Origin of the sequence: Polaromonas aquatica (assembly GCF_042659145.1) — a bacterium.
GTDB classification, from domain to species: domain Bacteria; phylum Pseudomonadota; class Gammaproteobacteria; order Burkholderiales; family Burkholderiaceae_C; genus Polaromonas; species Polaromonas aquatica.
Window position 1 is genome coordinate 199,719 of the sequence record NZ_JBHSRS010000083.1, and the last position, 22,078, is coordinate 221,796.

The 22,078-nt window shown below is 59.9% G+C and carries 20 protein-coding genes and 3 tRNA genes; 7 read left to right on the top strand and 16 right to left on the bottom strand.

Annotated elements, in window-relative coordinates; translation table 11 throughout:
* Positions 1-37: 37 nt before the first annotated feature.
* Together ACFQND_RS20120 and ACFQND_RS20125 are read right to left on the bottom strand one after the other, a co-directional pair.
* Positions 38-838, bottom strand: a complete 801-nt coding sequence (locus ACFQND_RS20120; RefSeq protein WP_371438169.1) for a DUF1365 domain-containing protein — start codon at positions 836-838, stop codon at positions 38-40.
* Positions 835-2,133, bottom strand: coding sequence for an NAD(P)/FAD-dependent oxidoreductase (locus ACFQND_RS20125; RefSeq protein ID WP_371438229.1), 1,299 nt, complete (start codon positions 2,131-2,133; stop codon positions 835-837). Before ACFQND_RS20125 ends, ACFQND_RS20120 begins: the two co-directional genes overlap by 4 nt.
* 123 nt (positions 2,134-2,256) lie before the next feature.
* On the opposite strand from ACFQND_RS20125, the gene ACFQND_RS20130 reads away from it, so the two are divergent.
* Entirely contained in the window at positions 2,257-2,874 is a 618-nt protein-coding gene (locus ACFQND_RS20130) for a TetR/AcrR family transcriptional regulator (RefSeq protein WP_371438170.1), read from the top strand.
* A 431-nt stretch (positions 2,875-3,305) separates the two neighbouring features.
* Here the strand turns inward: ACFQND_RS20130 and ACFQND_RS20135 are convergent.
* The 11 genes from ACFQND_RS20135 to ACFQND_RS20185 all read right to left on the bottom strand — a co-directional run bounded on the left by ACFQND_RS20135 (position 3,306) and on the right by ACFQND_RS20185 (position 11,766).
* Positions 3,306-3,382 (bottom strand) — tRNA-Asp (locus ACFQND_RS20135).
* Between the two features lie 90 nt (positions 3,383-3,472).
* Positions 3,473-3,548, bottom strand: a tRNA-Glu gene (locus ACFQND_RS20140).
* An 86-nt stretch (positions 3,549-3,634) separates the two neighbouring features.
* Positions 3,635-3,710: transfer RNA gene (locus ACFQND_RS20145), tRNA-Ala, on the bottom strand.
* Positions 3,711-3,781: 71 nt separating this feature from the next.
* The gene (gltX, locus tag ACFQND_RS20150) at positions 3,782-5,176 is read right to left on the bottom strand and encodes a glutamate--tRNA ligase (protein WP_371438171.1); all 1,395 of its coding nucleotides are present in this window, start codon (positions 5,174-5,176) and stop codon (positions 3,782-3,784) included.
* Complete coding sequence (locus ACFQND_RS20155; protein ID WP_371438172.1) at positions 5,173-6,429, bottom strand: O-succinylhomoserine sulfhydrylase; 1,257 nt, start codon at positions 6,427-6,429, stop codon at positions 5,173-5,175. Before ACFQND_RS20155 ends, gltX begins: the two co-directional genes overlap by 4 nt.
* Positions 6,389-7,906, bottom strand: coding sequence for an amidophosphoribosyltransferase (gene purF, locus ACFQND_RS20160; protein WP_371438173.1), 1,518 nt, complete (start codon positions 7,904-7,906; stop codon positions 6,389-6,391). Before purF ends, ACFQND_RS20155 begins: the two co-directional genes overlap by 41 nt.
* 109 nt (positions 7,907-8,015) lie before the next feature.
* Complete coding sequence (locus ACFQND_RS20165) at positions 8,016-8,501, bottom strand: CvpA family protein (protein WP_371438174.1); 486 nt, start codon at positions 8,499-8,501, stop codon at positions 8,016-8,018.
* A 19-nt stretch (positions 8,502-8,520) separates the two neighbouring features.
* Positions 8,521-9,300 (bottom strand): SPOR domain-containing protein, encoded by a 780-nt coding sequence (locus ACFQND_RS20170; protein ID WP_371438175.1) that lies wholly within the window; start codon positions 9,298-9,300, stop codon positions 8,521-8,523.
* Between the two features lie 97 nt (positions 9,301-9,397).
* Positions 9,398-10,708: a bifunctional tetrahydrofolate synthase/dihydrofolate synthase gene (gene folC / locus ACFQND_RS20175; RefSeq protein ID WP_371438176.1), complete on the bottom strand. Its 1,311-nt coding sequence runs from the start codon at positions 10,706-10,708 to the stop codon at positions 9,398-9,400.
* Between the two features lie 322 nt (positions 10,709-11,030).
* A complete protein-coding gene (locus ACFQND_RS20180; RefSeq protein WP_371438177.1) occupies positions 11,031-11,399 on the bottom strand; it encodes a hypothetical protein in 369 nt (122 codons plus the stop codon).
* Between the two features lie 52 nt (positions 11,400-11,451).
* A complete protein-coding gene (locus tag ACFQND_RS20185) occupies positions 11,452-11,766 on the bottom strand; it encodes a DUF805 domain-containing protein (RefSeq protein WP_371438178.1) in 315 nt (104 codons plus the stop codon).
* 115 nt (positions 11,767-11,881) lie between these two features.
* Between ACFQND_RS20185 and ACFQND_RS20190 the strand changes: the two genes are divergently transcribed.
* From ACFQND_RS20190 to ACFQND_RS20205, 4 genes are all read left to right on the top strand, one after another.
* The gene (locus ACFQND_RS20190; protein ID WP_371438179.1) at positions 11,882-12,484 is read left to right on the top strand and encodes a response regulator; all 603 of its coding nucleotides are present in this window, start codon (positions 11,882-11,884) and stop codon (positions 12,482-12,484) included.
* Between the two features lie 14 nt (positions 12,485-12,498).
* Entirely contained in the window at positions 12,499-14,256 is a 1,758-nt protein-coding gene (locus ACFQND_RS20195; RefSeq protein ID WP_371438180.1) for an ATP-binding response regulator, read from the top strand.
* A gap of 65 nt (positions 14,257-14,321) precedes the next feature.
* Positions 14,322-14,666 carry an arsenate reductase gene (locus ACFQND_RS20200; protein WP_371438181.1) on the top strand — a complete coding sequence of 115 codons (345 nt, stop codon included), beginning with the start codon at positions 14,322-14,324 and terminating at the stop codon, positions 14,664-14,666.
* A 169-nt stretch (positions 14,667-14,835) separates the two neighbouring features.
* Positions 14,836-15,513, top strand: a complete 678-nt coding sequence (locus ACFQND_RS20205; RefSeq protein WP_371438182.1) for a glycine zipper 2TM domain-containing protein — start codon at positions 14,836-14,838, stop codon at positions 15,511-15,513.
* 92 nt (positions 15,514-15,605) lie between these two features.
* Here the strand turns inward: ACFQND_RS20205 and ACFQND_RS20210 are convergent, their stop codons facing one another.
* Together ACFQND_RS20210 and ACFQND_RS20215 are read right to left on the bottom strand one after the other, a co-directional pair.
* Positions 15,606-16,418, bottom strand: coding sequence for an anti-sigma factor (locus ACFQND_RS20210; protein WP_371438183.1), 813 nt, complete (start codon positions 16,416-16,418; stop codon positions 15,606-15,608).
* Between the two features lie 64 nt (positions 16,419-16,482).
* Positions 16,483-17,058, bottom strand: a complete 576-nt coding sequence (locus ACFQND_RS20215; RefSeq protein WP_371438184.1) for an RNA polymerase sigma factor — start codon at positions 17,056-17,058, stop codon at positions 16,483-16,485.
* Between the two features lie 191 nt (positions 17,059-17,249).
* On the opposite strand from ACFQND_RS20215, the gene ppnP reads away from it, so the two are divergent.
* Together ppnP and argG are read left to right on the top strand one after the other, a co-directional pair.
* Positions 17,250-17,573 carry a pyrimidine/purine nucleoside phosphorylase gene (gene ppnP, locus ACFQND_RS20220; protein ID WP_371438185.1) on the top strand — a complete coding sequence of 108 codons (324 nt, stop codon included), beginning with the start codon at positions 17,250-17,252 and terminating at the stop codon, positions 17,571-17,573.
* A 90-nt stretch (positions 17,574-17,663) separates the two neighbouring features.
* The gene (gene argG, locus ACFQND_RS20225) at positions 17,664-18,995 is read left to right on the top strand and encodes an argininosuccinate synthase (RefSeq protein WP_371438186.1); all 1,332 of its coding nucleotides are present in this window, start codon (positions 17,664-17,666) and stop codon (positions 18,993-18,995) included.
* Positions 18,996-19,081: 86 nt separating this feature from the next.
* Here the strand turns inward: argG and ACFQND_RS20230 are convergent, their stop codons facing one another.
* Positions 19,082-22,075, bottom strand: a complete 2,994-nt coding sequence (locus ACFQND_RS20230; RefSeq protein WP_371438187.1) for a type I restriction endonuclease subunit R — start codon at positions 22,073-22,075, stop codon at positions 19,082-19,084.
* Between the last annotated feature and the right edge of the window lie 3 nt (positions 22,076-22,078).

Consider the following 22,078-nt stretch of genomic DNA (forward strand, 5'->3'; position numbering starts at 1 on the left):
CGGGCGTATGTACTGGGCTGGGCTTGGGCGGTGAGATCTAGCGCGAGACAAAGGCTTGTGGCGGTGCTGGTTTGCGAAAAAAGGGTACTTTTTTCAGCCACAGGCGCAAGGCCTGGGTATGGATGTGCATCACCACACCCAGCGTCATCGCCGGGTAGCGCCACAGCGCGCGGCGCAAGACCGCAGACGCGATGGGCTGCAGCGTGCCGCTCACACTGGTTTGCAGTACAGCAGCGTCGGCGCTGGTGTCGTCGTAAAAGTCCACGCAAGCCACCGTGCGCGCCTGGTCGCCTTGTTCGCTGCGCATAAAGCGAAAGCGGTAGTGACCCTGCACCGGGTTGAAGGGCGATACATGAAACACCTTGTCTGCGCGCTGTTCTATCCCGTAGCGTGGGCTGTCCAGCACATAGCAGTGCCGCTCGCCAAAGGTGTTGTTCACTTCCACCACGATGGCACGCAGCGCTCCGCCCTGGTCGTTTGCGGCGCGGTGGCAATACCAGAAGCTCACCGGTTTGAAGGTGTAGCCCAGCACGCGCGGGTAGGTGTGCAACCAAGCTTCGCCCGTCGCGTCATGAATGCCTTCGCGCTGCAACAGTTCGTCCAGCCAGGCCATGGCGCCGCCTTGTTCCGGCGTGCGTCCATCACCATGGTCGACCTCGAAAAAACTCAACAAGCCCCAACGGTTGATGCGCCACTGGCCGGGCTGGGGCGCTTGCTTTTGCAAACTGCGCAGCGGCAGCATCAGGAAGTAGGTGGGATAGGAAAACGCGTGGCGCTGCGGGCGCAGCCGGCTGTGGCGCACCTGGCCAAAACCAATGAGCGGTACAGGGTGGCTCATGTGTCTGCCAACAACTGCGCTGCGGCAGCCAGCCCAGCCTTGAGCCCATCTTCATGGAAACCATAGCCCATCCATGCGCCCGCAAAGTAGCGCTTGTTCTTGCCTTGCAGTGCGGGCAGGTGTGTTTGTGCCGCTACGGCGTTCAGATCAAACACCGGGTGAGCGTAGTCGTATTCGCCGATGATCTTGCCCTGTCCGATGGGGCGCACCGGGTTCAAAGATACAAGCACGGGTTGCGCCCAGGGGAGCGGTTGCAAGCGGTTGATCAGGTAGTGCAGGCACACCTGCGCCCCCTCCTGCCCGGGGACGGCCGCGCGCTCATAGTTCCATGCCGCCCATGCCGCCTTGCGCGTCGGCAAGACCGAGGCATCGGTGTGCAGCACGGCCTTGTTGGCCTGGTAGCGAATGGCCCCCAGAATTTCGCGCTCCTGCGCCGTTGGCTCGGCCAGCAGGCGCAGGGCCTGGTCGGCATGGGTGGCGATGATGACCCTGTCAAACAGCTCAAGGCCTGTGTCGGTGTGAATGCACACGCTGCCTTTGCCGTTGGGCGCCTTGTCCAGGTGTTCGATCCGGCGCACGGGGGTGTTCAGGCGCTTGTCCGCAATGCCTGCGGTGATTTTTTCAACATAGTGCCTGGCCCCGCCCTGCACGGTCCACCACTGGGGACGATTGGTGATTTGCAGCAGGCCGTGGTTGTGGCAAAAGCGCACCATGGTGGAGACCGGGAACTGCAGCATCTGCGCGGTGGGACAGCTCCAGATGCAGGCCATCATGGGCAAGAAATACCAGTCGCAAAACGCCGTGCCAAAGCCCTGCTCGCGCAGAAAATCCCCCAGAGGTTGGCGCAGTTGCGCGTCGGTTCCGCTTAGGGCCAGGCGGGTGGCCAGGGCGTTAAAACGCAGCAAGTCGCGCAACATGCCCCAAAAACGCGGGTTGGCCAGATTGCTACGTTGCGCAAACACGGTGTTCAGGCTGGAGCCGCTCCACTCCATGGCGCGTGCATTCGCGAAATCATGGGCCTGCACCGAAAACGACATATCGGACAGGGCGCTTGCCACATTCAGCTCGGCGAACAGCGCCATCAGTTGCGGATAGGTACGCTCGTTCAGGACCAGAAATCCGGTGTCCACCCCGTGGGTGACATCGCCGTGCGGCGTAGGAAGCGTCACATCCACAGTGTGGGTGTGGCCGCCAAAATAATCGCCAGCCTCCAGCAGCGTGATGTTCGCCTTGCCTCTCAGGGCATGGGCTGCCGCCAAGCCTGCAATACCCGAACCCACGATGGCCACTTTGATCGACACATGCACTCCTTTGGATTATTCAGATCAATTCTATACTTATTGGTATTTAATAATACCGTTTAGTTTTTATAAATCCAAATTATTCTGTTTAAAAACTCAGGCAGCTACAATTCACCCATGGTCAGCACTATTCCCACCAAGGTTTCTTTCAAAGCACAAATGCTGTTAGCGCGTGAGGACGCGATCATCCAGTCCGTTAACCGCTTGCTGGCTGAAAAAGGCTTTGAAGCCATGACGGTGGACGAAGTGGCTGCCGACGTAGGTATTGCCAAGGCCAGCCTGTACAAACACTTCCCCAGCAAGGAAGACCTGGCAGCGGCGGCCATGGTGTCGGTCATGCGCCGGGCACAGGCTTTTTTGAACGCATTGCCCGCCGAGGCGTCCGCCATGGACAAGCTGCGTAGCGTGGTGACCTGGACCATGGGCCTGAAGCTGGCGGGTGAAATGCCTTCGTTGCCCAGCCAGAATTCCAGCCTGCGCATCACGCTGATGGGCAACACAGACTATATGGACGGGCTGATGGACGTGAGCGACCGCCTGGGTGCCTGGATTGAGGCGGCACAGACGCAAGGCGCAATCAATCCCAAGCTTCCACCCATTGCCGTGCTGTACACCCTGTACGCCCGCGCCTGCGACCCGGTGCTGGAATTTCTGAAAATGGGCGAGTTGTACAGCAACGATGAAATTATTGCCCTGGTGCTCAGCACATGCTTCGAAGGTCTTGAAACCCGGTAGAGGTCAGCGCACAGCGCACAGCGCCCACCACCACCCACCCTGTAGATTTCCACGCACGCTTGCCCCATTTTCCAAGCAAGAGTTGACCCTCTTTTGCGCAATGGCGCATTGGAATGGAGGCGCGTGCTCTGGAATATGGGTGGATCAAGCGTTAGTGGAAAAATGGGCCACGTATGCGCTGAAATCAACATTGAAGGGATTGCCGCTCAAGCGCGTCCACGCGACGCGGTCATTGAACTCACCGAAGATCGCGGAAACTACTGTGAATGAATTGCGGTACTCCCCATGGACCGCCTGATCCGGTTGTTTGGGAGTGCGTTAGTCAGCAAGAACATGTTCAGGAACGCACAAGACAGCGAAAAGCATCTTGTAGATAGAACTATGGCTAGAAAGCAAAAACGCGGCTCGAAGCCGCGTTTTTCCTATAGCTATGGCGGAGTGGACGGGACTCGAACCCGCGACCCCCGGCGTGACAGGCCGGTATTCTAACCAACTGAACTACCACTCCTGGTAGATAGCGTTTGCTCTCCAGTTTTCACTGTTGAACCAAGTGCTAACGACTTGTTGCCTTCTGCACTGAGCATGACGCAGTGAATGCTGGCGACCCCACGGGGATTCGAACCCCGGTACCTACCGTGAAAGGGTAGTGTCCTAGGCCTCTAGACGATGGGGTCAAAGCCTTGGAACTTTCCGGACAAGCCTGCTGCTTTTACACAATGGCCTGACAAAAAAACTCTACTAAATCCTTCGCGACAATTTTTGGTGGAGGTAAGCGGGATCGAACCGCTGACCTCTTGCATGCCATGCAAGCGCTCTCCCAGCTGAGCTATACCCCCAAACACTGCAAGTTACCCTGCATTTGTCGAGCTTCAAATTATAGCTCGAAAATCGGGGTACTTTCAAATTTTCAATTCAACTTTAATCGGGCAAGCACATCTTCCCGTTTCATCAGCTCGAGAATCGCATCCAGCGAAGGCGTTTGCGGCGTGCCCATGACCAGCACACGCACTGGCATGGCCAGTTGCGGCATCTTCAGGCCGGTCTCGGCCAACACCTGCTTGATGGCTGCTGCAATGGCAGGCTTGTTCCACTCGCAGCCTGCCAATGCGTCGGACAGTTTGGCCAACGCCGGGCGCACGGCCTCGGTCACATGCGTGCTGATATCTTCTGCACTGGGTTGCCCACCCGTCACCAGCAACTGGAGCCAGCCGGCCAGCTCCACCAGCGTGCTGCAGCGGTCCTTGAACAGGCCGCAACCGCGCACGATACGCGCAGTGTCCAGGCCTGCCACACCTTTTTCCGCCAGGAAAGGCTGCACCAGCCCGGCCAGCGCTTCGTCGCCCATCGCCTTGAGGTGCTGCGCGTTTACCCAGCGAAGCTTAGCTTCGTCGAACTGCGCGGCGCTCTTGCCGAGATGGTCAAGGTTGAACCATTGCACGAATTGTTCACGCGTGAAAATCTCGTCGTCGCCATGGCTCCAGCCCAGCCGCGCAAGGTAGTTCACCATGGCGTCGGGCAGGTAGCCTTCGGCAGCGTATTGCGTCACGGCCTTGGCGCCATTTCGCTTGCTCATTTTCTCGCCCTGCTCGTTCAGCACGGTAGGCAGGTGCGCGTAGACCGGCACATCCTTGCCCAACGCGCGAAAGATATTGATCTGGCGCGGCGTGTTGTTGACGTGGTCGTCGCCACGGATGACATGCGTGATGGCCATGTCCACATCATCGACTACCACGCAGAAGTTGTAGGTCGGTGTGCCGTCCGGCCGCGCGATGACGAGGTCATCCAGCTCGTCGTTGCTGATCTCGATACGGCCCTTGACCTTGTCGTCCCAGACTACCGAGCCGCCTTGCGGGTTCTTGAAACGCAGCACGGGCTGCACGCCTGCCGGCACAGGCGGCAATGCCTTGCCCGGCTCAGGCCGCCAGGTGCCGTCGTAACGTGGCTTTTCCTTGTTGGCCATCTGCTGCTCACGCAAAGCATCAAGCTCCGCCACACTCATGTAACAAGGGTAGACATGACCAGCAGCCTGCAAATCGGCCAGCACGGCCTTGTAACGGTCCATGCGCTGCATCTGGTAGAACGGGCCTTCATCATGGTCCAGGCCCAGCCAGCGCATGCCTTCAATGATCACATCAACAGAAGCCTGCGTCGAGCGCTCCACATCGGTGTCTTCAATGCGCAGAATGAAGTCACCACCCGTGGCCCGCGCAAACGCCCAGGGATACAGGGCCGAGCGGATGTTGCCGAGGTGGATAAAGCCCGTGGGGGAAGGGGCGAACCGGGTACGTGTTTTTTGTGTCATGCCAGCGTTTCCAGACCCCGTGCGAGGTCGGCTTTCAAATCGTCAATATGTTCCAGCCCGACCGCAAAACGGATCAGACCCTGGCCGATGCCGGCCGCCTGGCGCTGTGCTTCGGTGAGCCGGCCATGGGAGGTGGTTCCCGGGTGCGTGATGATGGACTTGGTGTCACCCAGGTTGGTGGCGATGCTGACCACCTGCGTGCTGTTGATCACGTGAAAGGCGTTGGCGCGCAGGGTCCCGGGGTCGCTGCCGCGGACGTCGAAAGACACCACGGCGCCACCCAGGCCAGACTGCTGGCGCATGGCCAGTTCGTGCTGGGGGTGCGATGGCAGGCCCGGGTAATACACACGAGCCACTGCGGGGTGAGCCTCCAGCCATTGCGCAATCGCCAGCGCGCTGGCGCTTTGGGCCTGCATACGGATACGCAGTGTTTCCATGCCTTTGAGCACAACCCACGCATTAAATGGTGCCAGCACCATGCCGGCGGTGCGCACGATGGGGCCGAACACTTCCACGATCAGTTTGGACGGCCCGCAAATCGCACCGGCCATGACGCGGCCCTGCCCGTCCAGGTATTTGGTGCCCGAATGGATCACCAGATCGGCACCCAGCTCGGTCGGCCGCTGCAAGGCCGGCGAGCAGAAACAATTGTCAACGGCAAGCAGCGCACCGCCCGCATGGGCGATGTCGGCCAGCGCACGTATGTCGCAGACCTCGGTCAGCGGGTTGGTCGGGGTTTCGGCAAACAGGAGCTTGGTGTTGGGCCGCATGGCCGCGCGCCATTGCGCCAGGTCGGTTTGCGACACAAAGCTGGTTTCAACACCAAACTTGGCGAACTCCTTGCCGAACAGGTTCAGCGTCGAGCCGAACACCGACTGCGAACACACCACATGGTCGCCCGCCCTGAGCAGGCCCATGCCCATCATCAGGATGGCGCCCATGCCGCTGGACGCTGCAATGGCGGCTTCCGTGCCTTCCAGCGCGGCCAGCCGCTGCTCGAAACTGCTCACGGTCGGGTTCGAGGTGCGGGAGTAGGTAAAACCTTCTTCGGCTCCGGAAAAACGGTGTGCCGAGGTTTCAGCATCGGGCTGCACAAAGCCGCTGGTCAGGTACAGCGCTTCGGAGTTTTCGCCGTACTGGCTGCGCTCCAGCCCCACACGCACCGCCAGCGTATCGCGGTGCAGGTTGTCAGGTAATTTTTGGGCAGTCACATCAAACCTCTTGGGGGTTGGGCAGTGCCAGGCGCGATACATCGACCTCGCCCTCCTCGCTGCTGTCAACCCGTTGTTCATTCATTTTGGCAATGGTTTCCGGCGTGATGTCGCCGGTGATGTAAACGCCGTCAAAGCAGGAGGCATCAAAACCGTCGAGTTTGGTGTTGAGCGAGCCTATCGCCCGCTTCATGCTTTCGACATCCTGGTAAATCAGCGCATCGCAGCCAATCACCTGGCGGATTTCTTCCACTGTGCGGTCGTGCGCCACCAGCTCGCTTGAAGTGGGCATGTCGATGCCGTAGACATTGGGATAACGCACCGGCGGCGCTGCGCTGGCCAGGTAAACCTTGCGCGCACCGGCATCACGTGCCATCTGCACGATCTCGCGGCTGGTGGTGCCGCGCACGATGGAGTCATCCACCAGCAGCACATTGCGGCCCTTGAACTCGCTGGCAATCACGTTGAGCTTCTGGCGCACGGATTTTTTGCGCACGCCCTGCCCCGGCATGATGAAAGTACGGCCGACGTAGCGGTTTTTGACAAAGCCTTCGCGGTAGGGAATGCCCAGCAAATGCGCCAGTTGCGTGGCGCTGGGGCGGCTGGATTCAGGGATGGGGATGATCACATCGATCTCGCTGGGCGGCACGGTGGAGACCACACGTTTGGCCAGTGTTTCACCCAGGTTCAGGCGTGCCTGGTAGACCGAAATGCCGTCGAGCACGGAGTCAGGCCGCGCGAGGTACACAAACTCAAAAATGCAGGGATTGAGTTTTGCGTTCGGTGCGCACTGCTCGGCATGCACCACGCCATCCATGTCCACAAACACCGCTTCACCCGGTGCGATGTCGCGCTCGAACTGGTGCGAGGTGCCCTCAAGCGCCACCGATTCGCTGGCCACCATGACGGTTTTGCCGCTTTCGTTCTCGCCATGGCCAATACACAGCGGGCGAATGCCGAAGGGGTCGCGGAATGCCAGCAAGCCATGGCCTGCAATCAGTGCCACCACGGCATAAGAACCCTTCACTCGTTTGTGTACGCCGCGCACGGCGGCAAACACGTCTACAGGTTTGAGCGGCAGGCCGCGCGTGGTTTTTTCGAGCTCATGCGCCAGCACGTTGAGCAACACCTCGGAATCGCTCTCGGTATTGATGTGGCGATGGTCCGTGTTAAACAGCTCGGCCTTGAGCTCGGCCGCGTTGGTCAGGTTGCCGTTGTGTGACAGCACCAGGCCGAACGGTGCGTTGACATAAAACGGCTGGGCCTCGTCTTCGCTGTAGGCATTGCCGGCCGTCGGGTAACGCACCTGGCCCAGGCCCACGTTGCCCGGCAGCGCGCGCATGTTGCGTGTGCGGAACACATCACGCACCATGCCCTTGGCCTTGTGCATGTAAAACTTGCGCCCGAGCTGCGTGACGATGCCCGCCGCGTCCTGGCCACGGTGTTGCAACAGCAACAGGCCGTCATAGATCAGCTGGTTAACGGGTGCCTTGCTGACAACGCCGACGATTCCACACATAAATTTAGTTTCCTGTTGATAGGTTTTCCGCTGGGCCGCTTCGGGAAAAATGCGTTCCCCGGGGGATCAACACATTGCACGAAGTGAAAAGCGTGGAGGCCAAAAATTTCTAATCCAAATACTTTGCAAACTGCTCCGGCAGCATGGGCTTCAGGCCCTTGAGCGTGGCCGTCAATGCCACGGCCCCCCTGGACTCCTGCCACCAGTCGCTGCTTTTGAGCGCCGTCATGTCAATGACCACGGTGGCTGCCAGCAACAAAATCACGCCGCGCAGCACGCCAAATGCGGCTCCCAGCGTGCGGTCCACCGGCCGCAGGCCAATCGCCTCGACCAGCTTTTTGAGCAAAAAAGCCAGCAAGCCCGCCGCAAACACTGCCGCAATAAAAACCAGTACAAACGCCGCCGCATAGCGCACGGGATCGGAGGCAGATTGCAGCGGCAACCAGCTTGCAACCTGTGGCGCAAACCATTGCGCCACGTAAAACGACACAGCCCAACCCAGCACGGACAAGACCTCGTAAACCAGGCCGCGCCATGCGCCCAGCGCCATGGAAAAAACCAGCACGCCCAGCAAAATCCAGTCAACGGCCGCCACGAATGTCCATTAACCGTTCTTACAAGGTCAGGATGGCAGCCGGCAAATCAAGGGTCTTGATCTTGCTGGCGGCCTTTTCAGCATCGGCCTTGGTGGCAAAAGGACCCACACGGACCCGGATGCGCTTGCCGTCCTTGGTTTCGGCCACCTGGGTATAGGTTTTCAGGCCTGCTTTTTCAAGCTTCAAACGGGCTTCACGGGCTTTGGCAACATCGGCAAATGCGCCAACCTGCACCACCATGCGGCCTTCTGCTGCGGCCGGAGCCGGCGCTGCGACGGCCTGGCCATTCAGCAAAGCCTTGGCGCGCGCGCCATCATCGACAGCTGCGGCAGGCCTGGGTTCAGGTTTGGGTGCTGGTTTTGCTTCTGTTTTGATAGCTGGCTGCGCAGGCTGCACGGGGGCCTGAGCCACTTTTTCCGTCAAAATCTCTTCTTTGGAGCTCAAACTGGACGCGGCAGCGACCTTTTCCGGCGTGGCGGGTGCTGCAGGCGCGGGCACAGGAGCCACCGCAACCGCAGGGGCCGGCACTGGTGCAGATGCATCCTGTTTGGCCGGCATCATCAGGGGTTTGACGGCGTTCTTGCCCGGAATCTCTATGGGAATGTCCACGGCAATCGGCCGGGGCTGGGTGTCAAACAACAGGGGAAAGCCCACAACACCGGCCAGCACCAGCACCGCAGCGCCTATCAGCCTGTGTTTGGCGCGTTTGCGGATGACTTCCACGCTTTCGGGCTGGGTGGCCGAGGCGGCGTTGGCGGCAGGCGCCGAGCCGGCCCGGCGGAAGTTAAAAAACGGCATGGTGCGGATTGGGCTCTGTTGACGGTTGTAGGTCGGCTTGGCTTGGGGGCTGGGGCTCGCTGCGCGCCTGGCTCTTCACAAGGCGTCCGATAGGGCTTCAGCTTTCAAGGTGTTTGGCGAAAAGACGCGGTACGCCGCCCTTCAAAATGCCGCCCACCGTATAGAAGGAGCCGAACACGACAATTCTATCAGCGGGGTCTGCAGCCTCTATGGCCGCCTGCAGGGCCAGCTCGGGGCTTTTGTAAGTGCCGCTTGTTACGTCCGTGCGGGTTTTGACGGCCTGCCACTTTTCCTGCAAGGCCTCGCCGGTAGCGGCCCTCGGCGTGGGCAGGTCGGTGAAATACCATTTGTCGACCAGCGGCCCGATCCGCGCCAGCATGGGCGCTACGTCCTTGTCTGCCATGGCGCCAAACACCGCGTGGGTACAGGCGTAAAACCCCATGGCATCGAGGTTTTCAGTCAGCGCAGCCACCGAATGCGGGTTGTGCGCGACGTCCAGCACCAGCGTAGGCTGTCCCGGAATGATCTGGAAACGCCCCGGCAGCTCCACCATGGACAGGCCATTGCGTACGGCCTGCGCCGTCACGGGCAGCCTGTCGCGCAGCGCGGTCAGGGCCGCCAGCACGCCAGACGCGTTGACCAGCTGGTTGGCGCCGCGCAGCGCCGGATACGCCAGCCCGGCATAACGCCGCCCGCGGCCGGCCCAGCCCCACTGCTGCTTGTCGCCTGAAAAATTGAAATCCGTGCCAAAACGCCACAGATCAGCACCCACGGCAGCCGCGTGGTCAATGATGCTTTGCGGCGGCACGGGGTCGCTCACCACCACCGGTTTGCCGGCACGCATGATGCCGGCTTTCTCAAGGCCTATGCTTTCCCGGTCGTTGCCCAGCAGTTCCATGTGGTCCAGGTCAATGCTGGTGATCACGGCGCAGTCGGTGTCGAGGATGTTGACCGCGTCGAGCCGTCCGCCCAAACCAACTTCAAGCACCACTACATCCAGATTTGCGTCCGCCAGCAATTGCAGGATGGCCAGCGTGGTGAATTCAAAGTAGGTCAGTGTTATCTCGCTGCCGCCCGTCTTGCGGGCCTCTTCGACCTTGGCAAACGAGGGCAACAACTGCTCGGCGCTGACAATGTCGCCGCGGATGCGGCAGCGCTCTTCAAAATGCACCAGGTGCGGCGAGGTGAACACGCCCGTGCGGTAACCCGCCTGCAGCAAAATGGCTTCCAGCATCGCGCAGGTCGAGCCCTTGCCATTGGTGCCGGCCACGGTGATGATGGGACAACCGAACGCCAGCCCCATGCGCTGGGCCACGGCTTTGACGCGTTCCAGTCCCATGTCTATGCTTTTCGGGTGCAGGTGCTCACAATAAGCCAGCCAGTCATCCAGGGTTTGAAGATTTTTCATACAGGCCGGTATTGTCGCCGCTGCCTGACAACCTGACATCGCGTCCGGTATCTCCAGGCCTCAAGCGGTTCACAGCCCGTCCCTTGATCCAAAAATTATCAACCCCGGACGCCTTTGCGGTCAACGCCCCCCCTGGAACCGCGCCGGTTTCCAGCGTTTGGGGCAGCAAAATGCAAAGGTCCGGGATCAGGCGGGCACCAGCGCACAAACCAGCCGCAGCATGAAACACCGGGATTGCGTATTCGCGCCATCGCCTCCGCATAAATATAAAAAAAGCAAAAAACACCCTCGCATGGGTGTTCTTCAGCCAGTCCGTTTCCGGCTATTCAATATCGGCAGTAGCCGCACGGGTGCTCTTGTTGAATTTGAGGGTGACCTTGTCTATTTCGCAAAGGTCGAAATTCCTCCAGACCACGTCACCCGAGTCATCGTCAAAAACCACTTTCAGGTCCTGCTTGCAGGCGCTCTTGTCGGAGAACCTGAAAAGGCGCGATTTGCCGTTGTCCAGGACACCCTCGCCCATGCGGTCATTGCCCCATGAGTTCCTGTTTGCCGGCGAGATGTAGATTTCACGCAGCGTGATGCCAGTGCGATTGACCAGGGTGAAATCCGCATCGCCGGCAAGCGCGGAAGCGCTCACCATCAGCGATGCCAGTGTGGAAGCAAACAAAACGTGTTTAACAATTTTCATGGCAGGTATTTAAGGATTTGTACAGATATTCAGGCGCGTGAAAGTACGGCCATCAGAAGCGGTTGTTGATGGAGATGCCATCCTGGACATGGAGGTACAGCACGTACAAATTGCCCAGCGGTACCAGGTTGAGCAACTGAAACCAGCCGCTACGGTTGGTGTCATGAAGGCGGCGGGTTGCAGCGGCCGTGAGCGGCAATATCAGCGCCAGCAGGGCAACCAGCACGCCCCACTCATGCACAAACGCGCTGGCGGTCAGCACCAGCGTAAAGAACAGCACAAACCACCAGTATTCAGAACGGCTTGCACGGCCACTGAAGTCGGCATATTTTTTCAGGCAGGTAGAAACAGCGTCAACGAAAGTCATTTTTTAATCCCGGGTTTGATGCAAAACAGCACGCAGTCTAAGGATTGCAAAAGGAATTTCATATGGTCCTTAAAGACCATATCGGACCCGTATCCACGTGTTCAAATACCCTCCCATGCCAGCGCCCCGCATTTTGCTAGTCGATGACCACGCCATGTTTCGCTCGGGACTGGGCATGGTGATCAGTGCCGCCATGCCGGATGCAAAAATCATCGAGGCAGGCTCCATCAACGAAGCAAGCTCCCTCCCGCCGGACCAGATCGACCTGGTGCTGCTGGACATCAAGCTCAACGGTTTGAGCGGCATGGAAGGCATTGCACAGCTCAAACGCAAATGGCCGCTGACGCCCGTGCTGATGCTGTCGTCGCTGGATGAGCCGCAGATTACCCGCCAGGCCCTGGAACGCGGCGCAGCCGGTTTTGTGTCGAAGGCCGAGACGGCTGAAAAAATCATTGAGGCCATCGTTCAGGTTCTGGGCGGCCACTTTGCCGAGCGGTCTCCAGCGGACAGCCACCCTGCTGAACGGCGCCTGACGCCGCGCCAGTGTGACGTGCTTGACCTGCTCCATCAGGGACTGTCCAACAAACTCATTGCGCGCCAGCTTGCACTCTCGAACAACACCGTTCGCAGGCATGTACAGGACATCCTGGAGTTCTTTCAGGTGGTCAGCCGGGCCGAGGCTGTGGTTGCTGCGCGTCAGCAAGGACTGATTGGCTGAGATGCACGTGCCACATGAGGGCTAACCCGCTGCGTCTTGCAGAAAGCCGCATTCTGGTGGAGCAACTGCGCCTGGTTCTCGGCAATGTAGGGAGCACCGTCGTTCCTATTTGCCTGCTGGCGGTGCTGGTGCTCTTTTCCTTGTCCAGCGACAGCAACGCCACGGCACTGCGGACATGGTGCGCCGCAGCCATGCTGGCGAACCTGTATGCCTTTTACTATGCGCGCAAGCACCTCCCCGACGCGATCCTGGCCAGGCAGCCACATCGTATCGTCCGGGCACTCATTGCGCAGCGCGCCATTTCGGGCCTGGTCTGGGGCGCCCTGATCTGGATTACCTTCGACACCGCTTCGCTGGCAGGGCGCATCCTGGCCATTGCCGTGGTGGCCGGCATGGCAGGCGGTGCGGTGTCAACACAATCGGCAGTGCTGCCTGCATTTATTGCCTTCGTGTTTCCGGCGGTGTCCATCGTCGCATTGAAGCTGTGGCTGATGGGTGATCCGGCCTATCACGCCCTGGGCCTGGTCTGCCTGCTGTACCTCGTATCGCTGTTTGACCAGGCACGCAGCAGCGCCCGGGCCGCGCGCACCACGATTGAGTTGCGCTTCGAAAATACCGGGCTGATGGAAAAACTGCGCCAGGAAACCCTGGTCGCCGAAAATGCCCGGCGCCAGGCCGAACAGGGCAATGTTGCCAAATCAAAGTTCCTCGCGGCGGCCAGCCATGACCTGCGCCAGCCGATTCACGCCCAGGGCCTGTTCCTGGACGTGCTCTCACGCACGGAACTGACCCCGCACCAGCGCGAACTCGTCGCCTGCGTGGGCAGTGCCAGCCAAGCGTCCGCCGAAATGCTCAACACCCTGCTCGATTTTTCGCGCATTGAAGCCGGCGTGATTGAACCGCAGGTGCGGGCATTTCGCCTGCAGCCGCTGCTCAACAAGATCGAGCGGGAGTTCGAGCCGCAAGCCGATGCCAGGGGCCTGACTTACCGCTCCAGGGAGAACACGCTGGTCGTGTTGTCCGACCCGGCGCTGGTTGAGCTGATTCTTCGAAACCTGGTCTCCAACGCCATCAACTACACAAGGTGCGGCGGATTGCTGGTGGCCTGCCGCAAACACGGCGACCACGCCGTGCTGGAGGTATGGGACACCGGCATTGGCATAGAACAAACGCAGCAACGCGAGGTGTTCCGTGAATTTCACCAGTTGGGCAATCCGGAGCGGGATCGCCACAAGGGGCTGGGACTGGGACTGGCCATTGCCGACGGCCTGGCGCGCACGCTGGGGCACGACTTGTCGCTGGCATCAACCCTGCACCGCGGCAGCGTGTTCCGGCTGGCCCTGCCAATTGCCAGTGCGTCCCTGACGGTTGAGCCGGTCTCCATGGAGCACGGCAAACCCCAGATGCTGGGCGCCCGTGCCCTGGTCATTGACGACGACGAAACCGTGCGCACCGCAATGATCCACCTGCTGCGCGATTGGGGCTGCGAATGTGAAGCGGCAGAGTCGATTGAAGAGGCCCTGGCGCTGGCAGCCCGCCACGCCCCGGATCTGGTCATCAGCGACTACCGCCTGCGCGAGAAACGCACCGGCCTGGAAGCCATCGCAGCCCTGCGCGAGTTGCTGGGCAGCGACTTGCCCGCGTTGCTGATTACCGGCGACACGGCACCCGATCGATTGCGCGAAGCGTTGGCCAGCGGTATCCCGCTGTTGCACAAACCCATCACGCCCAGCCATCTGTATCGTGCGCTGGTCACGATACTGCCGCCCTGAAAGCGAATGGCACCTGGCAAGCCCGGCGCCGGCCCGGACAGGGCATCCATGGCAAAATTTGCCCCATGATCATCGTCTACGGCATTCCCAACTGCGACACCGTCAAAAAAGCCCGCGCCTGGCTGACCGGGCACGGTGTGGCGCATGAATTCCATGATTTCAAAAAACAGGGCGTTCCCGGCGAAAAACTCCCGGCCTGGGGCAAGGCCGTCGGCTGGGACAAGCTGCTTAACCGCCAGGGCACAACCTGGCGCAAGCTTGACGCCGCAGCCCAGGCCAGCGCCGCAGACGCCGCCGGTGCGCAAGCCCTGATGCTTGCCAACCCCAGCGTTATCAAGCGCCCTGTCGTGGAGTGGGCGAACCGGATTACAGTCGGATTTGACGCCAAAAGCTGGGCGGAACAGCTCTAAACAACGCATCGGGGCACATCGCACATGCTTTGTAAAGCAAGCAGCACGGCACCTTTACCTTGATTTACTGAACTTGGCTGCCTGAAACGGCTCTGACTCATTAAACTGGAAGTGTCAATGGAGTACCCCGAACAAGGCCGTTCCAGAAGACTGAAAAGAGGTTTCAATCATGAAAAAAGTACTTGTTTTATCCGCCGCAGCCGCTGCCGGTTTGCTGTCGTTTAACGCATCTGCAACCGACATCCTGGCCCGCGTCATCTCCAGCACCCCTGTCGTGCAACAGGTCGCTGTGCCCCGGCAAGTTTGCAACAACCAGCCCATGGTCGTGCAAACACCGAAATCCGGTGGTGGGGCTGTCCTTGGCGCAGTTGCGGGCGGCGCGCTCGGCAATGCCATCGGCAACGGTGGCGGCAGGGCTCTTGCTACCGTGGTCGGCGTAGTTGGTGGCGCCATGGTGGGCGACCGCCTCGAAGGCCCCAATACCCAGGTGCAAAACGTGCAGCAATGCGGCACGCAGACCTACTACGAGAACCAGGCCACCCATTACAACGTGGTCTACGAATACCAGGGCACCCAGTACAACGTGCAGATGGTCAACGATCCCGGCCCGTACGTCCGGCTGCAGGTCACCCCGGTTGGCGCGGTGGCACCGCAGCCGCAAACAGCCTATGTGCAGCCGGCACCCCAGGCTACTTACGTGCAGCCCGTGGCGGTGGCGCCCGTGGCTTACCCGGCTCCGGTCTATTACCCGTCTTACTACGCCCCGTACTACCCGCCCGTCGGCCTGTCACTGAACTTTGGCTACAGCCGGGGCTTTTACGGCGGCGGGCATCGCCACTGGCGCTAACGGCAGACGCGTAAAGGCAAAGCCGAGAATCACATAAAAAAGGGTGCTTGAATGCACCCTTTTTCTTTGGCGGCTGCCGGACAGCAGCTGTTTTAGAGAGCGGTCTCGATCAAGGCACCCTTGAACAGCACCGGCCCGGTGGGCCCGCTCCCCGCAGGCACACCGCCTTTGGGCTCCAGACTGATGGCCAGCGCAGGCACTTCCCTCACGTCATTGCCGGTCGCCGCTAGTCGCACCACCGGCTCGTTGCCCAGCACCCCCAGGGATTTTGGCGCACCGGTTTGCGGCAAGGCCCAGAGCTGCAGCGACTTGTCCGGCTGCTCCTGGAAGCCCCCTACCCGCTTGAGCAGCAGTCTCTGGTTTTTCGGGTCAAACGTCACCAGCATGGACGCCGCCGACTTGTCGTCGGCCAGCACGGCCACATAGCGGATTTCCGGCGTTGCAGACAGTTTTGCAGACAACTCTTTCACCTGTCCGCCCAGGCTCGCAACCTGTCCGTCGAGATGGCTGTTGGTGCTGCTGAGGTTGACCCCGGCAACGACAGCCAGGACCGCAACTGCAGCACCGGCAAAGCTTGCGCCTCGCCACAGGTTCAGGCTGGCCCACCAGCCCGGGCCGGCAGCCACAGCAGTCACAGCCCCCCGCGCCGCCTGCATGGCTTTGGCCTCTTTTTCGGCCCTGACGAGGTTTTCAATGCGCTTCCACACCGCCGGACTGGGGGCGGCCTGCGGCTGCAGTTCCGCCACCGAGGCGAGCCGCCCCTGCCAGATCAGGGCCGCCGCGCGTATCTGGGCGTGCTCCCTGGCCAGCGCCTCAAACCGCCGGCGCGCACCGCCGCGCAGCGTGCCCAGCGCATAGCTGGCCGCAAGCTGCTCGACCAGCGAGGGGTTTTGGGTCAAATTCATACGCTACCTTCTTCCGGCGTTTCGGCGCTCAAACGAAACCAAAAAGTGTTCATGGAAGTCCCCTTCATGCCAGCTTCGCCATGCAGGCACGCAACTGCTCCAGCCCGCGCCGTATCCAGGTCTTGACCGTGCCCAGCGGCAACTTGAGCTGTTCCGCCAGTTCGCCATGGCTCATGTCCCGCAAATACGCCAGGCTCACCACCTCGCGTTGCTTGTTCTCCAGCCGGCCAAGGCACTGGTGCAGGGCCCAGGCCTGCTCGCTCGCCTGGGCGGTATCCATCGGGTTGGGCGAGTTGCCCGCCACCGTGTCCGAAATCACGTCGTCCAGCTCCTGCATGACGTCGGCCCGCTCGGAGGCCCGGCGGCGCAGGAAATCCAGCCCCCGGCTGCGCACCACCAGCCCCATCCACGCCATGGGCGGCGACAGCGAGGACTTGTAATCGCCCGCAATGCGCCAGATATTGATAAACGCCTCCTGCAGCACGTCCTCGGCCCATTCCCGCTTGCTCACCACGCGCAGCGCCACCCCATACAGTTTGGACGAGGTCAACTCGTACAACTCCCGCAAAGCCTTTTCATCGGCCAAAGCGACACGGTCAATAAGCGTGATCAATTGGGTATCCGGGCTTTCTGGTTTCATGAATCTCATTGTCATGCATTACCAAGGTACGGCTGAAGCCCGGCAACGGATTCAGCCCCATGGATTACCCCCACTCGCCGGTCCCGGACCGGATGAACAGGCTCCGGGCAGCCGGGTGCCCTAAAATCGGGGGATGACGGCCTGGCCCGAAGCGGCAGCCGCTACTTTTTCATCGCCTACCCATCCCAAACATGACCACCGAAAAAATCGACAACATCAGCGTCGCCACCAAAGCCAGCGTCTACTTTGACGGCAAATGCATCAGCCACGGCATCACCTTTGCCGACGGCACCAAAAAATCGGTGGGCGTGATCTTGCCTGCCAGCCTGACCTTCAGTACCGGCGCGCCTGAAATCATGGAATGCGTGGCGGGTGCCTGCGAGTACAAGCTGGCCGGCAGCGATGCCTGGGTCAAGTCCACGGCAGGCGAAAAATTCAGCATTCCCGGCAATTCAAAATTCGACATCCGCGTTGAAAGTGCCGAGGGCTACCACTACATTTGCCACTTCGGTTAAAAAGCGCCTAAGCCCACCAAAAACCGCTCCTTTTTTCATAGCTGCTTGCGCAAGTTCTGCGCGGCTTACAGCGATATTCAGGCCTCAAATATGTCCAACACCATTCTGCAAAACATCCCCGCCGGCCAAAAGGTCGGCATCGCCTTCTCCGGCGGCCTGGACACCAGCGCCGCACTGTTGTGGATGAAGCAGAAGGGCGCCCTGCCCTACGCCTACACCGCCAACCTGGGCCAGCCCGACGAGAGCGACTACGACGAGATCCCGCGCAAAGCGATGGAATACGGCGCCATCAAGGCGCGCCTGGTGGACTGCCGCCCGCAGCTTGCCGCCGAAGGCATTGCCGCGCTGCAAAGCGGCGCTTTCCACATCACCACCGCTGGCGTGACCTACTTCAACACCACGCCGCTGGGCCGCGCCGTGACCGGCACCATGCTGGTGGCCGCGATGAAGCAGGACGACGTGAACATCTGGGGCGACGGCTCCACGTTCAAGGGCAACGACATCGAGCGCTTCTACCGCTACGGCCTGCTGACCAACCCCGCGCTGAAGATTTACAAGCCCTGGCTGGACCAGCAGTTCATCGACGAACTGGGCGGTCGCGCCGAGATGAGCGCATTCATGACGGCCAACGGCTTTGGCTACAAGATGAGCGCAGAGAAGGCCTACAGCACCGACAGCAACATGCTGGGCGCGACGCACGAAGCCAAAGACCTGGAGAACCTCAACAGCGGCATCAAAATCGTCAACCCCATCATGGGCGTGCCGTTCTGGAAAGACGACTGCGTCGTCAAGGCCGAAGAAGTCAGCGTCACCTTTGAAGAAGGCCGCCCCGTCGCGCTCAACGGCGTGCAGTACCCCGACCTGGTGAGCCTGATCCTCAAGGCCAACGAAATCGGCGGCCGCCACGGCCTGGGCATGAGCGACCAGATCGAAAACCGCATCATCGAAGCCAAGAGCCGCGGCATCTACGAGGCCCCGGGCCTGGCGCTGCTGTTCATCGCCTACGAGCGCCTGGTCACCGGCATCCACAACGAAGACACCATCGAGCAATACCGCGACAACGGCCGCAAGCTGGGCCGCCTGCTGTACCAGGGCCGCTGGTTTGACAGCCAGGCCATCATGCTGCGCGAAACCGCCCAGCGCTGGGTGGCCAGCGCCATCACCGGCACCGTCACGCTGGAACTGCGCCGCGGTAACGATTACTCGCTGCTCAACACCGAATCGCCCAACCTGACCTACGCGCCTGAGCGCCTGAGCATGGAGAAGGTGGAAGACGCGCCGTTCTCGCCGCTGGACCGCATTGGGCAACTGACGATGCGCAATCTGGACATTACGGATACGCGAGCCAAGCTGGGGATCTATTCCAATGCCGGCATGCTGGAACTTGGCAAGGGGGATGACTTTTTGAAGCTGGGTAAGTAAGTCAGAACTGACTTATCACCAATAAAAAGCCCGCCAAGTGAAAGCTTAGCGGGCTTTTCGCTATGAACAAACGCACACACAGGTGGTTAGTAGTACTGCTTGATATAGCTGTAGGCCTTCTCGAACAGCTCCTCATCCGCATGCAGCTTGTATTTGAAGAGCGCCTTGCGTAGAGCCTTCTTCACCTCGCGCTCGCCGGCCTGCGTGCTCTGCCACCCGGGAAAGCGGATCAGCCGCACAATTTCATCAATATCAGCCACCACACGCTCGACCATGATCGGCGTCTCTGCAGTTTTCGCCTCGTTGAACAGTTCTGTCAGCGCAGCCTTGCCACGGTCCTCATCTTCATCGGGCGGCATTTCCTTCTCGACCTGAAGCGTTTCCTTGGCAATCTCCAGCAACTGCTTCAAAAACTCGACACTGTTGATCTGCCCGGATTCAAACCGGTCCTTCAGCGCGTCCAATCGTTCAGACAGTTTTTTGAATTTCGGATTGCCCAAATGCTTGCGCATACGCCGCACCAACTTGATCTCAATCTCCTTGGCGCTCTTGGGGTCCGGGTTAGACAGCACTGCCTCAAGCAAGTCAGCATCCAGCACCAGCGTGTCCAGGTCGTCTCGCACAGCATCCACATGCACGTTCTGGTGAATCAACTCAATCGTCTTGGCACCAAGTGAATGCCAGATCAACTTGCCGTGGCCGCTGGATGGTTGGACCGACTGGTACACCTGAGACAGCCATTTGTAGTCTTTCTCGAACAAACCAAGCACAACGTCTGGCGACAGGGCTTCCCATATCTTGCTCAGCAGGCTGTATTCGGCAGCAAAATTGTCGCGCACCGTGTTGTTGGGCAGGCACTGCTGCGCCGCAATCAAGCCTTCATAGCCAGTCTGGTTGCGGTCCACGCCAGTAAAGAATGCCAGGCATTTCTGCATGGCTTCGGGCAACTTGTCTTTCAACTCCTGAATATTGCTGACCACCTGCTTGACGCTCTGGTCATCAAATTCTAGTGCGGCTGCAACATCATCAAAGATACCCAGATAGTCAACGATCAGGCCATGCGTTTTCTGATCAGAATACGTGCGATTGACCCGACAAATGGCTTGCAACAGCGTGTGGTCGCGCAATGGCTTGTCCAGATACATCGCTTGCAAGATGGGCGCATCAAAGCCGGTCAGCAACTTGGCAGTGACGATGATGAGCTTGAGTGGGTCCGCAGGGTCACGAAAACGGTCCAGTAATCGTTCCTCAGCATCGCGGCTACGGTCATAGGCGGCGTACTCGGGGTGCTCTTTTTTGTCGGCGGCCTGTACCGACATGACGATATCTGTTGCCTCGGGTGGCAGCAGTTTGTCGAGCTCCGCTTTGTACAGCAGGCAAGACTCTCGGTCGAAGGTGACGATCTGCCCTTTAAAGCCGTTGGGCTCCACCTTGCTCTGGTAATGCAGCACGATGTCTTCACACACGCGCCGAATTCGCTCGGGCGTTTTCACCAGCACAGCCATCTTGGCGGCGGTCTTGCCCAGCGAGTCCCGGTCCAGGTCTGACAAGCCACCTGTCAGTTCCTTGAACGCCGTCTCAATCGCAGCCTTGTCGATGTGCAGATTGACCAGTCGCGGCTCAAAATGCAGCTTTAGCGTTGCGCCATCGCGAATGGACTCCTCAAACCCATAGCGGCTCATGTAGCCCAAAGCATCTTCGTCCGCACCAAAAGCGTAGAAGGTGTTGCGGTCGGAGCGGTTGATCGGCGTGCCGGTCAGGCCGAACAGAAACGCATTGGGCAGTGCCTCCCGCATCTTGCGTCCCAGGTCGCCTTCTTGTGTGCGATGGGCTTCATCCACCAGCGCAATGATGTTGCTGCGGTCGTTGAGGCAGCCGGTGGCTTCGCCGAACTTGAAGATCGTAGTGATGATGATCTTGCGCACATCCTGCCCAAGCAACTGTTGCAGCTTCTCGCGGGTGTCTGCCTTCTCCAAATTGGGGATGTCGGCACCGGTGAATGTGCCAGTGATCTGGCTGTCCAGATCAATGCGGTCCACCACAATGATGACCGTCGGGTTCTTCAAGTGTGAGTGCATGCGCAGCTTTTGCGCCGCGAACACCATGAGCAGGGACTTGCCTGAACCCTGAAAGTGCCAGATCAGCCCCTTCTTTGGATAGCCAGCCACCACGCGCTCCACAAGTTTGTTGGCGGCCTCGTACTGCTGGTAGCGGCAAATGATCTTAATTCGGCGCTTTTTCTTGTCCGTGGCAAAGAGGGTGAAACTGCCCAAAATGTCCAGCACCACATTGGGCCGCAACATGCTCTCAGCCGACAGTTTGAGCGTTTTCAGCGGGTGGTGTTGGGCGCCATCTGATTCTTTGCCTTCGTCCAGGTGCCATGGACCCCAGTCCTTTACTGGCAGGCCAATGGAGCCGTAGTGGTATTCCTTGCCCTCGGTTGCCACTGAGAACACGTTGCAGACGAACAGCTCGGGGACAAACTTTTCGTAGTCTGCGTTTACCTGCACAGCACCATCCACCCAGCTGATGCACTTTTTGACAGGCGTTTTGGCCTCAATCAGCACCAATGGCAGACCGTTGACCAGCAGCACCAGATCGGCACGGCGCTCAGTGGGTCCAGCCCGGTAGGTGTACTGCTGGGTGACGACGTACTGGTTTTGCGTCAGGTCGTCCAGGTCAATCAGGTGCACCGGCACATGCTGGTTGTTGTCGCCGAAGGGCATGGATCGTTCGCCACGCATCCAGGCGGTCATCTCTTCATTGGCACGGATCAACCCGTCGGAGCGCACCGACAACACGATGGCCCGCAACTTGTAGAGTACCTCATCCGCACGGTCAGGCTGAGCGGCGATTTCGGGGTTTAGGCGGATCAGCGCATCACGCAACCAGGATTCAACCAACACTTCCTGAATCTGGCGTGGCACCTCGGCCGGGGCCTTGTAACGCCAGCCGATACCTTTTGGACTCGTGCCATAACTGGCCTGCGGTTCTTGCGCAACATTGGTAGAAACTGCTTTTACCTGCCCGGCGAGCAGGTCGCGGACGAAGGCTTCAACGGTATTGGCTTCGTTAAACAATAT